This window comes from Actinokineospora sp. NPDC051303 (genome assembly GCF_055586285.1).
This window is the reverse complement of the sequence record NZ_JBVJIN010000002.1, coordinates 179681-193186: the sequence shown is the minus strand read 5'-3', so window position 1 is coordinate 193186 and position 13506 is coordinate 179681. Positions and strand designations below refer to the sequence as shown.

Annotated in this window: 13 protein-coding genes; 9 read left to right on the top strand and 4 right to left on the bottom strand. The window is 71.3% G+C overall.

Annotation, left to right across the window (positions count from 1 at the left end; all coding sequences use genetic code 11):
* The first annotated feature begins 37 nt into the window (after positions 1-37).
* The 6 genes from ACZ6SD_RS02630 to pknB all read left to right on the top strand — a co-directional run bounded on the left by ACZ6SD_RS02630 (position 38) and on the right by pknB (position 8479).
* Positions 38-496 carry an FHA domain-containing protein FhaB/FipA gene (locus ACZ6SD_RS02630; protein WP_091449922.1) on the top strand — a complete coding sequence of 153 codons (459 nt, stop codon included), beginning with the start codon at positions 38-40 and terminating at the stop codon, positions 494-496.
* A complete protein-coding gene (locus ACZ6SD_RS02625; RefSeq protein WP_465315122.1) occupies positions 493-1965 on the top strand; it encodes a PP2C family protein-serine/threonine phosphatase in 1473 nt (490 codons plus the stop codon). The genes ACZ6SD_RS02630 and ACZ6SD_RS02625 overlap by 4 nt, the downstream gene beginning before the upstream one ends.
* A complete protein-coding gene (locus tag ACZ6SD_RS02620) occupies positions 1965-3434 on the top strand; it encodes an FtsW/RodA/SpoVE family cell cycle protein (protein ID WP_465315121.1) in 1470 nt (489 codons plus the stop codon). Before ACZ6SD_RS02625 ends, ACZ6SD_RS02620 begins: the two co-directional genes overlap by 1 nt.
* Positions 3431-4921, top strand: a complete 1491-nt coding sequence (locus ACZ6SD_RS02615; RefSeq protein WP_465315120.1) for a penicillin-binding transpeptidase domain-containing protein — start codon at positions 3431-3433, stop codon at positions 4919-4921. The genes ACZ6SD_RS02620 and ACZ6SD_RS02615 overlap by 4 nt, the downstream gene beginning before the upstream one ends.
* 2 nt (positions 4922-4923) lie before the next feature.
* The gene (locus ACZ6SD_RS02610) at positions 4924-6378 is read left to right on the top strand and encodes a serine/threonine-protein kinase (RefSeq protein ID WP_465315119.1); all 1455 of its coding nucleotides are present in this window, start codon (positions 4924-4926) and stop codon (positions 6376-6378) included.
* Between the two features lie 106 nt (positions 6379-6484).
* Entirely contained in the window at positions 6485-8479 is a 1995-nt protein-coding gene (gene pknB, locus ACZ6SD_RS02605; RefSeq protein ID WP_465315118.1) for a Stk1 family PASTA domain-containing Ser/Thr kinase, read from the top strand.
* A 64-nt stretch (positions 8480-8543) separates the two neighbouring features.
* Here the strand turns inward: pknB and ACZ6SD_RS02600 are convergent, their stop codons facing one another.
* A complete protein-coding gene (locus ACZ6SD_RS02600) occupies positions 8544-9206 on the bottom strand; it encodes an aminodeoxychorismate/anthranilate synthase component II (RefSeq protein ID WP_465315117.1) in 663 nt (220 codons plus the stop codon).
* A 101-nt stretch (positions 9207-9307) separates the two neighbouring features.
* On the opposite strand from ACZ6SD_RS02600, the gene ACZ6SD_RS02595 reads away from it, so the two are divergent.
* Complete coding sequence (locus ACZ6SD_RS02595) at positions 9308-10549, top strand: APC family permease (RefSeq protein WP_465315116.1); 1242 nt, start codon at positions 9308-9310, stop codon at positions 10547-10549.
* Here ACZ6SD_RS02595 and ACZ6SD_RS02590 read toward each other — a convergent pair.
* Positions 10536-10691, bottom strand: a complete 156-nt coding sequence (locus tag ACZ6SD_RS02590) for a hypothetical protein (protein WP_465315115.1) — start codon at positions 10689-10691, stop codon at positions 10536-10538. The two genes, ACZ6SD_RS02595 and ACZ6SD_RS02590, sit on opposite strands and share 14 nt — an antisense overlap.
* Positions 10691-11569: a class E sortase gene (locus ACZ6SD_RS02585; protein ID WP_465315114.1), complete on the bottom strand. Its 879-nt coding sequence runs from the start codon at positions 11567-11569 to the stop codon at positions 10691-10693. The genes ACZ6SD_RS02590 and ACZ6SD_RS02585 overlap by 1 nt, the downstream gene beginning before the upstream one ends.
* Before the next feature lie 151 nt (positions 11570-11720).
* Here ACZ6SD_RS02585 and crgA point away from each other — a divergent pair, with 151 nt between their 5' ends.
* On the top strand, positions 11721-11987 hold the full coding sequence (crgA, locus tag ACZ6SD_RS02580; protein WP_091449932.1) for a cell division protein CrgA: 267 nt from the start codon (positions 11721-11723) through the stop codon (positions 11985-11987).
* Positions 11988-12163: 176 nt separating this feature from the next.
* Positions 12164-12577: a PH domain-containing protein gene (locus tag ACZ6SD_RS02575; RefSeq protein WP_465315113.1), complete on the top strand. Its 414-nt coding sequence runs from the start codon at positions 12164-12166 to the stop codon at positions 12575-12577.
* Here the strand turns inward: ACZ6SD_RS02575 and ACZ6SD_RS02570 are convergent.
* Entirely contained in the window at positions 12574-13506 is a 933-nt protein-coding gene (locus tag ACZ6SD_RS02570) for a rhomboid family intramembrane serine protease (protein ID WP_465315112.1), read from the bottom strand. The genes ACZ6SD_RS02575 and ACZ6SD_RS02570 overlap by 4 nt on opposite strands.

Genomic DNA, 13506 nt, shown 5'->3' with positions numbered 1-13506 from the left:
GAGCGGACAGCGTGAGAAGCGGGAGCGGTCACAACAAGTGCCAGAGTTGGTGATGCAACTGACCAGAGCGGGCTTTTTGGCCCTGCTCTGGTTGTTCGTGCTTGCCGCGCTGCGGGTGGTCCGGTCGGACCTGTACGCCGCGTCCGGGCTTCGCGTGGCGATGCCCGGCTTCCGCCGCTCGTCGGCCAAGAAGGTGCGGGGCAAGGCTCCCCGCCAGCTGGTGGTGACCCATGGCGCGCTCGCCGGGACACGCATCACGCTGGACGGCAGGCCGATCATGATGGGTCGGGCGGACGACTCGACGCTGGTGTTGGACGACGACTACGCCTCGACGCGGCACGCGCGGCTGTCGCTGCGCGGAACGGACTGGTACGTGGAAGACCTGGGCTCGACTAATGGGACCTACCTGGACCGGGCTAAGGTCACCCAACCCCTCCGGGTCCCACTTGGTGTCCCGATCCGTATCGGCAAGACGGTGATCGAGCTGCGCTCATGACCCTTGTTCTTCGTTACGCGGCCCGAAGCGACCGGGGCCTGGTGCGTTCCAACAACCAGGACTCCGTGTACGCGGGCCCACGCCTGCTTTCCCTCGCCGACGGCATGGGCGGCCACGTGGCCGGTGAGGTGGCCAGCAAGGTCGTCATCGCCGCGCTGGCGCCGCTGGACGACGACGAGCCGGGGGAGGACCTGCTCGGGCAGCTCCGGGAGGCCACGCTCGCGGGCAACGGCGCGATCGCCGAGCTGGTGGCCAGCGACCCCGACCTGGACGGCATGGGCACCACGCTGTCGGCGATCCTGTTCGCGGGGAACCGGATCGGCTTGGTGCATGTCGGCGATTCGCGGGTCTACCTGCGGCGCAACGGCCAGTTCACGCAGATCACGCATGACGACACGTTCGTGCAGTCGCTGATCGATGAGGGCCGGATCACCGAGGACGAGGCCGCGACGCACCCGCAGCGGTCGCTGCTGCTCAAGGCGCTCACCGGGCACGAGGTGGAGCCGAGCCTGACGGTGCGCGAGGCGCGGGCGGGCGACCGCTACCTGCTGTGCTCGGACGGCCTGTCCGGGCCGGTCAGCCACGAGACGCTGAGCGAGGCCATCCAGATCCCGGACCCGCAGGCGTGCGCGGACCGGATGATCGAGCTGGCCCTGCGGGGCGGCGGCCCTGACAACGTGACGGTGATCGTCGCCGACGTGGTCGACATCGACTACGGCGACAACCACCCGATCGTGGGCGGCGCCGCGGGCAACGGCTCGGACGAGACGCCGCCGCCGGACTCGTCGGCGTCGCGGGCGAGCGCGATCACCACGCCGCGCCCGGAGCCGCGCAAGCCCGAGCAGCCGCCGGAGCCCCCGGACCCGAGGGTGAAGCGGCGCAAGCGGGTGCGGCTGGTGATCGGCCTGGTGCTGGTCGCGCTGCTGCTCGCGGCGGGCGCGGTGGCGGCCAAGGTCTGGGTGAACAACCAGTACTTCGTCGGCGAGGGCGAAGGCGGCGAGATCGCCATCTTCCAGGGCGTGCGCGGCAGCGTGCTCGGCTTGTCGCTCAACAGCCAGGCGCAGGGCTCGTGCGACCCGGCCGCGGCCAACTGCGACCGGTTCTACGTCGAGGACTTGGAGCAGTTCGGCAAGGACGAGGTGCGCTCGGGCACCAACACCTTCGACAACATCGTCGCGGCCCGCGAGTACGTGCGTGAGCTGCGCAGCAAGTTCGGCCTGCCCGACTGCGCGAGCTTCGCGTCCAGGACCACCGAGCCGACCGGTGAGCAGCAGCCCGGCACGCCGCCGGGGCAGCCGGTGACCACGACCTCCGTCACCCCGACCACGGCCGCCGACCCCAACACGACCGCTGTGCCGACCACGACCGTGCCCAGCACGGGCGCGGCGACCTCGACGGTGCCGCAAGCGCAGCCCCAGCCGGGCGTGAACTGCCGCAACCCGCGCGACGAGGACAAGGGCGGCGGCTGATGGCATCTCCGGTCCAGGGCGCGGTTGGTCCGGCGGCCGGGCAGAGCAGCGCAGGCCCCGACGGCGCGCCGCCCACACGCCGGGGCACCGAGCTCCTCCTCCTCGGCTTCGCCGCGGTCGTCGTCTCCGGCGCGCTCATGCTGGTCGAGGCGAACCAGGAGCAGCAGCTCACGTTCCGGATCTTCTGGTACGGGCTGGCGTTCCTCGGGCTGTTCGCGGTGGCGCACGTCGCCGTGCGCCGGTTCGCCCCGTACGCCGACCCGCTGATCCTGCCGTGCGTCGCGCTGCTCAACGGGCTGGGCCTGGTCATGATCTACCGGATCGACCTGGCCGAGGCCGAGAAGGCGCTGCGCCAGGGCAACGAGATCAACAACGACGTGCCCCGGCAGATCCTGTGGACGACGGTCGCGCTGGTGCTGTTCCTCGTCGTGCTGATCCTGATCAAGGACCACCGCACGCTGACCAAGTACAGCTACACCTTCGGCCTGGTCGGGCTGGTGCTGCTGGCGCTGCCCGCGTTCCTGCCGAGCATCATCGCCCCCACGGTCAACGGCGCGAAGATCTGGCTGAAGTTCGGGCCGTTCACCCTGCAACCGGGTGAGTTCGCGAAGATCCTGCTGCTGGTCTTCTTCTCGGCGTTCCTGGTGTCCAAACGCGACCTGTTCATGGCCGCGGGCCGCCGGGTGCTCGGCGTCGACCTGCCGCGCGCGCGCGACCTCGGGCCGATCCTGTTCGCCTGGGCGGTCTCGCTTGGCGTGTTGGTCTTCCAGAAGGACCTGGGCACGTCGCTGCTGTTCTTCGGCACGATCCTGGTGATGCTCTACGTCGCCACCGAGCGGGTCATCTGGGTCATCGTCGGGCTCAGCCTGTTCGTCGGCGGCGCGATCGTGGCCTACCAGCTGTTCACCCACGTGCAGCAGCGCGTGGCGAACTGGATCGACCCGCTGGCGACCTACGACGACCCGGGCGGCGGCTACCAGATCGCCCAGGCGCTGTTCGGCCTGGGCACCGGCGGCGTCGGCGGCACCGGCCTCGGCGCGGGCCGCCCCGACCTGGTGCCGCTGGCCAACACCGACTTCATCGCGGCGGCGATCGGCGAGGAACTCGGGTTCATCGGCCTCGCCGCGCTGCTGATGATCTACACCGTGCTGGCGCTGCGCGGGATGCGCAGCGCGCTGGCCGTGCGCGACACCTTCGGCAAGCTGCTCGGCGGCGGCCTGTCGTTCCTGCTGATCATGCAGGTGTTCGTGGTCGTCGGCGGGGTGACCAAGCTGATCCCGATGACCGGCCTCACCGCGCCGTTCCTGTCCTACGGGGGTTCCTCGCTGCTGGCGAACTACGTCCTGATCGCCCTGCTGCTGCGCATCTCCGACGCGGCCCGCAGGCCGCAGACCGGGGCGCGGCCTCGGCCGGTCCCGCAGGCGCCGATCGCCGAGGCGCACACCGTCCTGGTGGAGCGGCCGACATGAACACCCCGCTGCGCCGCGTCGGCCTCGCCATGCTCGGCATGATCATCCTGCTGCTGGCCAACGCCACCTACATCCAGATCATCAAGGCCGACGACTACCGCACCGACTCGCGCAACCTGCGGGTCCTGCTGGAGGAGTACTCCCGCGAGCGGGGCAAGATCCTCACCCGGGCCGCGGACGGCCAGATGCAGGTGATCGCCACCGTGACGCCGACCAACGACCGGCTGCGCTACCTGCGCGTCTACAAGGACGGCCCGATGTACGCGCCGGTCACCGGGTTCTACTCGCAGCGCTACGGCGCGGGCGGGCTGGAGAACGCCGAGGACGAGATCCTCAACGGCTCCGACGACCGGCTGTTCGTGCGCCGCCTGTCCGACCTGATCACCGGCCGCGACCCGCGCGGCGGCAGCATCGAGCTGACCGTGAACCCGGCCGCCCAGGCCGCGGCGTACCGGGCGATGGAGGAGAAGGGCTTCGCCGGTTCCGTCGTCGCGCTGAACCCGAAGACCGGCGAGATCCTGGCCATGGTCAGCACGCCGTCCTACGACCCGAACCCGCTCTCCGCGCACACCCCGAGCGCCCAGGAGCAGGCGTGGACGGCCTACAACGGCGACAAGCGCAAGCCGATGCTGAACCGGGCGATCTCGGAGACCTACGCGCCCGGGTCGACGTTCAAGCTGGTCGTGGCCGCGGCCGCGCTTGAGGACGGCAAGACCAAGGACGACCAGGTCACCGCGACCGACCGGATTCCCGTCGGCGGCTCGGACCTGCGTAACTACAACCGCGGCTTCTGCGCGGGCAGCCAGACGACGGTCACCATGGAGACCGCGCTGGCGCTGTCGTGCAACACCGCGTTCGCCCAGCTCGCGCACGACCTCGGCGGAGCCAAGCTGCGGGAGCAGGCGGAGAAGTTCGGCATCGGCGAGGAAGACCTGAGCGTGCCGATGCCGGTCACCCAGTCCTGCATCGGCCCGCGCGGCGAGTGCATGACGATCAACGACAAGAACGCGCTCTACCAGAGCGGGATCGGCCAGCTCAACGTCCGGCTCACGCCGCTGCAGAACGCGCAGATCGTGGCCGCCATCGCCAACGGCGGCGAGCGGATGAAGCCGCAGCTGGTCAAGTCGGTGCTCGCCCCCGAGCTGTCGCAGATCTCGAACTTCGACGAGGACAGCCTCGGCGACGCGATGAGCCGCGACACCGCGAACCAGCTCCGCGACATGATGATCCAGTCCGAGGCCAAGACCCAGGGCGACGGCAAGCGCGACGGGGTCGTCATCGCCTCCAAGACCGGCACCGCCGAGACCGGCAACGACCCGAAGAACACCCCGCCGTTCGCCTGGTACGTCGCGTTCGCCCCCGCCGACAACCCGGTGGTCGCCGTGGCCGTCGTCGTGGAGAGCCGCGACGTCGCCGCCACCGGCGGCAAGCTGTCCGCGTCCATCGGCCGCGCGACGATCAACGCGGTGCTGGACGGGGGACGCTGACCATGCTCACCTCGGGCCAGCTGCTCGCCGACCGCTACCGGCTCGCCCGGCGCATCGCGGTCGGCGGCATGGGCGAGGTGTGGGAGGCCGCGGACACCCGGCTCGACCGGCTGGTCGCGGTGAAGGTGCTCAAACCGGAGCTGTGCGGTGACGCCGAGTTCCTGCACCGGTTCCGCACCGAGGCGCGCACCACCGCGTCGATCAACCACCCGGGCATCGCCGCGGTGCACGACTACGGCGAGACCGCGGCCATCGTCGACGGCCCGCAGGACACCGCGTACCTGGTGATGGAGCTGGTCGAGGGCGACCCGCTGGCCGCGATCCTGGCCAAGGAGGGCCGGATCAGCGCCGAGCGCACCCTCGACATCCTGGAGCAGGCTGGCCACGCGTTGCAGGCCGCGCACGAGCGCGGGTACGTGCACCGCGACGTGAAGCCGGGCAACATCCTGATCACCCCCGCCGGGGTCGTGAAGCTGACCGACTTCGGCATCGCGAAAGCGGCCGACGCGGCGCCGGTGACCCGGTCGGGGATGGTGATGGGGACCGCGCACTACATCGCCCCCGAGCAGGCGCTCGGGCACGAGGCCGAGCCTGCCAGCGACGTCTACTCCCTCGCCGTGGTCGGCTACGAGTGCCTGACCGGGCGCAGGCCGTTCCTGTCGGAGAACGCGGTGACCGTCGCGATGATGCACATCCGCGACCTGCCGCCGCCGCTGCCGCCGGACGTGCCGCCGGGCGCCCGCGCGGTCATCGACGCGACCCTGGTCAAGGACCCGCGGCAGCGCTACAGCAACGGCGGCGAGTTCGCCGCCGCGGTCGCCGCGGTCCGCGCGGGGCACCCGCTGCCCGCGCCGTCGGGGCTGGCCATGGCCGCGGCGCACCACGGCGCGCAGGGGAACGGCACGCACCCGGGTATGGTCCCCGTGGTCCCGCCCGGCCGAGGCGCCCCTGGTTCGGGCGGGTTCCCGATGGGACCGCCGCCGCACCCGCCTCGGCAGGGTCGCACCGGGCTGTGGGTGACCATCGCCGTGCTGGCGGTGGCGCTGATCGCGGCACTGGCCTTCGGCCTGCCCGCGATCTTCCGCGACGACAGCCCCGGGGACCAGACCGGCGTGCCCAGCGAGACGACCGAGCCGGGCGCGGGCTTCCCCGGCGAGGAACCCGGCACCGCCCCGGCCCAGACCCCCGGCGGCCGCCCGAGCCGACCGACCAGCCAGGCCCCGGAAGACGAGGACACCGTCACCATCATCCCGACCCGCTTCGCGATGCGACCCGCCACCGACGCCGCGTTCGAGCTGTCCCGGGCGGGGCTGTCGCCGATCGTGCTGACCGAGGCGGGCGCGACGCCGGTGGACTCGGCGGCCTGCCTGGTTGTCGAAATCTCGCCGGTGGGCCGGGTGAAGGCGGGCGCGGAGGTCACAATCGTGTGCAGGCCGCAGAACGGGCCGCCGGGATGACCCGCACCGAAATCCGCACCGGAATCCACACAGACGACGGACCGTCGCCGGGACGGACAGCAGGCATGATGGGACAGGACTTGACTAGGAGCGGGACAACGCACCGATGACCACACCGCGACTGCTCTCCAACCGCTATGAGATCGGTGAGACGATCGGCTATGGCGGCATGTCCGAGGTCCACCGCGGGCGTGACGTCCGGCTCTCACGCGAGGTCGCGGTGAAGGTGCTGCGTCAGGACCTGGCCAGGGACCCGCAGTTCCAGGAGCGCTTCCGCCGGGAAGCGCAGAACGCCGCCGCGCTCAACCACCCCGCGATCGTCGCCGTGTACGACACCGGCGAGACCCGGCTGGAAACCGGGCCGCTGCCCTACATCGTGATGGAGTTCGTCGACGGCCGGACGCTGCGCGACATCGTCAAGACCGAGGGGCCGCTGCCCGGCCAGCGCGCGATGGAGATCATGGCCGACGTCTGCGCGGCCCTGGACTTCAGCCACCGGCACGGCATCGTGCACCGGGACGTGAAGCCAGCCAACGTGATGATCACCAAGACCGGCGCGGTCAAGGTGATGGACTTCGGCATCGCCCGCGCGGTCGCCGACGGGCAGGTCGCGGTCACCCAGACCGCCGCGGTCATCGGCACCGCGCAGTACCTCTCGCCGGAGCAGGCGCGCGGCGAGGCCGTCGACGCGCGCAGCGACGTCTACGCCACCGGGTGCGTGCTCTTCGAGCTGCTGACCGGTGAGCCCCCGTTCACCGGCGACTCGCCGGTCGCGGTGGCCTACCAGCACGTCCGGGAGGACCCGAAGCCGCCGTCGGCGCTCAACCCTCGGGTCAGCCCGCAGTTGGACGCGATCGTGCTCAAGGCGATGTCCAAGGGCGCGGCGAACCGGTACCAGTCGGCCGCGGAGATGCGCACCGACATCGTGCGCGTGCTCTCCGGGCAGCGTCCGGCCGCGCCGATGGTGATGACCGACGAGGACCGCACCGCGGTGCTGGGCGCGGGCCGCCAGCAGGAGACCCGGGGCAGGCACCGCCCGGAGGCGCTCGCCGAGGACTACGACGACTACGGCAAGTACCCGGACGACGACGAGGAAGACAGACGCAAGCGGCGCACGACCTGGACGGTCGTGCTGGTGGGGATCATCGTCGCCGCGCTCGTCGCGCTGCTGTTCCTGCTGCTCAACCGGGACAACGAGGCGCCGCCCGGCGCGACCACCTTCAAGCTGCCCGACGTCCGGGGGCTGTCCGACCCCGAGGCGGGCGCCCGGCTTGAGGCGCAGGGGTTGCAGGTGCAGCGCGAATCGGTGCCGTGCCAGCCGGGTCCGGGCGGCCAGGCGGGCGTCTGCGGGCCGGATTCGATCGGCAAGGTCATCGAGACCACCCCGGTCGCGGGCACGGATGTCAGCAAGGGCACCCGGGTCACGCTGCGGATCGGCGCGCCGCCGGGCAAGGTCACGGTGCCCGATGTGGCTGGCAAGACGCAGTCCGAGGCGGCCGCGCAGCTACAGCAGGCGCAGCTGCAGGTCTCGCCGACCGTGGAGCAGCGGGTGGTCGACAACGAGTCGCAGGTGAACAAGGTCATCGAGACCAACCCGGCGGTCGGGCAGTCGGTCAGCATCGGCACCCAGGTCACGCTGACCATCGGCAAGGCTCCGGACTCGGTCGACGTGCCGAACCTGGTCGGCCAGGACTACGAGACCGCGGCGAGCAACCTGACCAAGGCGGGCTTCCGGCCGCAGCGCCGGGACGTGGCCTCGGACCGGCCGGTGGGCGAGGTCGTGGACCAGGCGCCCAAGGACGGCAAGGCCAAGCCGGGCACGACGATCCAGCTCAGCGTCTCCGATGGCAGCAACATCGAGATCGAGATGCCCAACCTGGAGGGCCGCACCCGCGCCGAGGCCGAGACCCTGCTCAAGCAGGCGGGCTGGAACGGGTCGTTCAACGTGGTCGAGCGGCCGGGTGACGCCGACGAGGTCGGCAAGATCCTCGAACAGCAGCAGGAGCCCGGCAGCAAGATCAAGCGGGACACCACTATCGGGATCGCGGTCGGCAAGCCGCGCGGCGGCGGGTCGACCAGCACCACACCGACCTTCCCGTAACAGACAGCACAGTGCGAAAGGCGCCTACCGGACCTCCGGTAGGCGCCTTTCGCGTATTGACCTCTTAGCTGAGTGCGCTGGTCAGCGCGCGCATACCGCGCTCCAACTCGGCGACGGTGGCCTCGGCGACGGGGTGGCCCGCGGCAGCCATCCAGTTGGCCAGCATCCGGTGGCCGCCGTCGGTGAGGACGGACTCGGGGTGGAACTGGACGCCCTCGATGGGCAGGTCGCGGTGGCGCATGGCCATCACGATGCCCGAGTCGGTGCGGCCGGTGACCTCGAACTCGCCCTGCGGGATGGTCTCGGGCAGCACGGTCAGCGAGTGGTAGCGGGTCGCGGTGAACGGGTCGGGCAGGCCAGCGAGGACACCGGAGCCGCTGTGGTGGACCTGGCTGGTCTTGCCGTGCAGCAGCTCGGGCGCGCGGTCGACGGTGGCGCCCCAGGCGACGCCGATGGCCTGGTGGCCCAGGCACACGCCGAGCAGCGGGAGCCGGGCCTGGGCGCAGCGCTTGACCACGTCGACGCTGAGCCCGGCGCGCTCCGGGGTGCTCGGGCCGGGGCTGACCAGGACCCCGTCGAACCCGGTCAGGGCGTCGGGGCGGGCGAGTTCCCGCTCAAGTTCCTTCGCGTCGTTGCGCCAGACCTCGCAGTCGGCGCCGAGCTGCGCCAGGTACTGGACGAGGTTGTAGACGAAGCTGTCGTAGTTGTCGACGACCAAGACGCGCATGGCTCCAACGTACCGTGCGCCGCCGGGCGACTCCGTGGACAAGGTGGCCGACCCGTGGACCCACTATCCCGAAGACCTCCCGGGCTGACAGCATCGCCCGCGTGACTCAAGGCTTGGCCCGCAGACTCGGCCTGCTCGACGCCACCGCCATCGGACTCGGCTCGATCCTCGGGGCGGGCGTGTTCGCCGTCTTCGCCCCGGCCGCGGCCACCGCGGGCGCCGGTCTGCTTGTCGCCCTGGTCCTCGCGGGCTTCGTGGCCTACTGCAACGCCACCGCGTCGGCGCAGCTCGCCGCGGTCTACCCGGCCTCCGGCGGCACGTACGTCTTCGGCAGGGAAGTCCTCGGCCCGTGGTGGGGCTTCGCGGCGGGCTGGGGTTTCGTCGTCGGCAAGACCGCGAGTTGCGCCGCGATGGCGCTGACCTTCGCCGCCTATGTCGCGCCTGGCTGGGAGCGGCCCGTGGCGCTGGCCGCGGTCGCCGTCCTCACGGTCGTGAACTGCTTCGGCATCACCCGCACGGCCACGCTGACCAAGGCCCTGCTTGTCGTCGTCCTCATAGTGCTGCTTACCGCCGCGGCGGTATCGCTGCCTGCCGCCGCTCCGACCAACTGGTCTATCGGCGGCCCGTTAGGCATTCTCCAGGCCGCTGGTCTGCTGTTCTTCGCCTTCGCCGGTTACGCGCGCATAGCCACTCTCGGCGAAGAGGTGCGCGACCCGGCCAAGACCATCCCCCGGGCAATCATGGCCGCCCTGGCGGGTGCGGTCCTGGTCTATTTGCTGCTCGGCGTGACCCTGCTGCTCGTCCTTGGCCCGGACCGCCTGGCCGCGTCCACGACCCCGATCGCCGACCTGGTGACCGCGGCGGGCCTGCCGGGGGTCGTGCCCGTCGTGCGGGTCGGCGCGGCGGCGGCGAGCCTGGGCGCGCTGCTGGCGCTGATCACCGGCATCGGCCGTACCACCATGGCGATGGCCCGCAACCGGGACCTGCCGCCGTTCCTGGCCGCGGTCGACGCCCGCCACAGCGTGCCGCTGCGCGCGGAGATCGCCGTGGGCGCGCTGGTGTGCGGGCTGGTCCTGGTGGGCGACCTGCGCGAGGTCATCGGGTTCTCGTCGTTCGGCGTGCTGGTCTACTACGCCGTGGCCAACGCCAGCGCGTTCCGCCAGCCCGCCGCGCAGCGACGCTGGCCGCGCGCGCTGAACCTGGTCGGCCTGGCCGCGTGCCTGGTGCTGGTGGCCACGCTGCCGACCGTGTCCCAGCTGGTCGGGCTCGGCGTGTTCGCCGTCGGCCTGCTGGGCAGGCTGGCGCTGACCGCCCGAAGCCGGGCGCGCGCTACTGGGTCGTGACCTGGTTGAACGGCAGCTTCGGCTCGATCCAGGGGAACACCACGAACATCAGCAGGGCGATCACCCCGGCCGCCAACAGCACCGCGGTAAGCACCCGCACGGCCATCGGGCCGGGCAGGTGCCGCCAGATCCACCCGTACATCAGCTCGTCTCCTTCAGCTCAGGGGGCGTCTCGCCGGGGTTGGCCGGGTCCTTGGCCCACTCCCGCACCAGCACCGCGTGCACGACCAGGCGCTGGCGGTCGGAGAAGCGGGGGTGGCACGTGGTCAGGGTCATCAGCCTGGCCTGCGCGCTGGCGTTCACCTGCGCGCCCAGGCGGTTGGGGACCGGGGCGATCACCTCGCCGCGCAGCGGGCTGACGATCTCCTGGCCCACGACCTGGTCGTACGGGGCGCCGAGCGGGGCGACGTCGCGGCAGCGCGGGTCGGTCCCCCTGCCGGTGGCCCAGCCCGCGACCTCGTCCGCCTTCGGCAGCACCCGGTAGACGAACCAGCGGTAGCGGGTCTCCACCACGATCGCGTCACAGGAGTTCAGCAGGTCGATGTCGTTGAACGGGGCGCCCTTGCCGACCCGGTGCCCGGCGACGGCGAAGTTGCCCGGCTGGCCGGGGTAGGCGGTGTCGACGTAGTGCCCGGGGCCGATTTCCAGGGTCTTCTCGGTCGTGCCCTCGATGATGGTGAACGAGTAGTCCGCGCCGAAGACCGGCACGTGCATCTTCGCGAACCCGGCGCCCTCGCTCAGCCCCTCGAACCGCTCGACGCGCTCGGGGTCGGCCGGATCGACGGGGTCGGGCCCCTTCCAGCGGTCGTCCAGGGCCGCGGTGGCGTCGCGCTGCTTGCCCGCGGAGACGAGGTCGGTCACGTAGACCTCGTAGACGACGAACAGCAGGATCACCAGGCCAGCGGTGATGAACAGTTCGCCGACGACCCGCAGGAGCGTCCGCACCGGATCAGCCCGCCGCGGCCCCTGACCAGGGCTGACCAGGCCACTGGCCGGGTCGCTGTGGTCGAGCGCGCGCACGGGTGGCTCCTCTCGGATCGCTTGCGGATCCGCATCGTTGGCGACTGGTGATTCGACGGACCGCTCAGTTACGTTAACGTGTTGCATTGGCCGTCAGTTGCGCCCATGCCAGCACGACCGCATCCAACGCTCCACGTCAGGCGAGGACAGCATGCCGAAGTCCAAGGTCCGCAAGAAGGCCGTGTACACACCGCCGGCCGACCGCCGCACGCCGGTGAAGGTGAAGCCCGCGGGGCCGTCACACCCGCTCTACATCGCCGTGATGCTTGGCGTGATGCTGATCGGCCTGGCGTGGCTGGTCGTGAACTACATCGCGGGCGACAAGATCGGGTTCATGGCGGACCTGAACAACTGGAACTTCGCCATCGGCTTCGCGCTGATGATCGCCGGGCTGCTGATGACCATGCGCTGGCGGTAACCATCCCCTCGATGCTGCCCACCACGGTGTGCACAGCCGAGTGCCCGATTGGTTACCCCATTTGGCCCAGCGTGACTGAACCACATGGATGTAAGTCATCCCCATTGTGGATATCTCCTGTGGATAACTTCCGTGGATGACCGCTCCGGCCGCGCCGTCGATGGGGACCGGTGACGATGGACCGCTCGGCACGCTGGGCGCCCCGACCTCCGGTCGTGGGGGTGGCCTGGCTGCTCACCGCTGCCGCCGCGCTGGCCGCGGCGCTCATCGGCGACCCCAGAGGAGCCCTGCTGCTCGCCGTCGCCGCCGTCATGCTCGGTGCCCTGGCCCTGTTCGGCACCGTCGCCCGCCCCCGCTTGGCCGCTGACTCGACCGGGTTAACCGTGCGCGGGCTCACCGGGCGCAGGCGGTGGTCCTGGGGCGAGGTGAACGTCCGACTGGTGCGCAACCGCCGCTTCGGCCGCGAGTCCACCGCCGTCGAGATCGACGCCGACAACGCCGCCCGCCCCGCGCTGGTCATCCTCGGCGAACTCGACCTCGGCGCCGACCCCCGCGACGTCGTCGACGAGCTCCTGCGGCTGCGGACCTAGGGCACGATCTGGTAGCAGGGCGGCCTGGTCGGGTCGACGCAGTAGGTCACCTCGGCGACCTGCGGCGTGCGCACGGCGAACAGGCCGATGATCGCGACCGTCACCAGCACGACCGTGCCCACCTGCCACCTCGGCCGCCGCTCGGGCGGCGCGTAGAGCATCCCGACAGTCACCGCCACGCCCACGAACAGGCCGCCGAGGTGCGCGGACAGGGAGATCTCGGTGACCTGGACGCTGATGGCCAGGTTCAGGGCGAGCACGCCGAGCACCGTCATCAGGGTGTGCCGGTCGCGCTCCAGCCGGATCACCGCGATCACCAGCGCGCCGAGCAGGCCGTAGATCGCGCCGGACGCCCCGGCGCCCTCCGCGCCCAGGTTGCCGAAGGCGTAGGCCGCCGCGCTGCCGCCGAGCAGCGACAGGACGTAGAGCAGGGCGAACCGGACCTTGCCGAGCAACAGCTCGATGTCGCGCAGGAACCACAGCGCGATCATGTTGACCAGGATGTGGATCATGCCGAAGTGCAGGAAACCGCTGGTCAGCACCCGCCACCACTGGCCGTCGGCGATCGAGGGCGAGTACGCGCTGAGGGCGTGGAAGAACACCGAGCGCTCGTTGTGGATCGGGTCGCCCGCGAGCACCACGGTCAGCACGAAGATCGCGACGTTGATCGCGATGAGCACGGGCGCCAGCACCGGCTTGCTCGCCAGCTCGGCGCCCGCCGCCGTCGTCGGCCGCCGCACCGTGCGGCGGGCCTCGTTGACGCAGTCGACGCAGTGGAACCCGACCGCGGCCTCGACCAGGCATTCCGGGCAGGCGGGCCTGCCGCACCGGGTGCAGCTCAGCCCGGTGGGACGGCCCGCGTGCCGGACGCAAGCGGGCAGGCCCGCCTGCGTCCCGTGCGGGTCAGGCTGATGCGGCGGGGTGCTCAC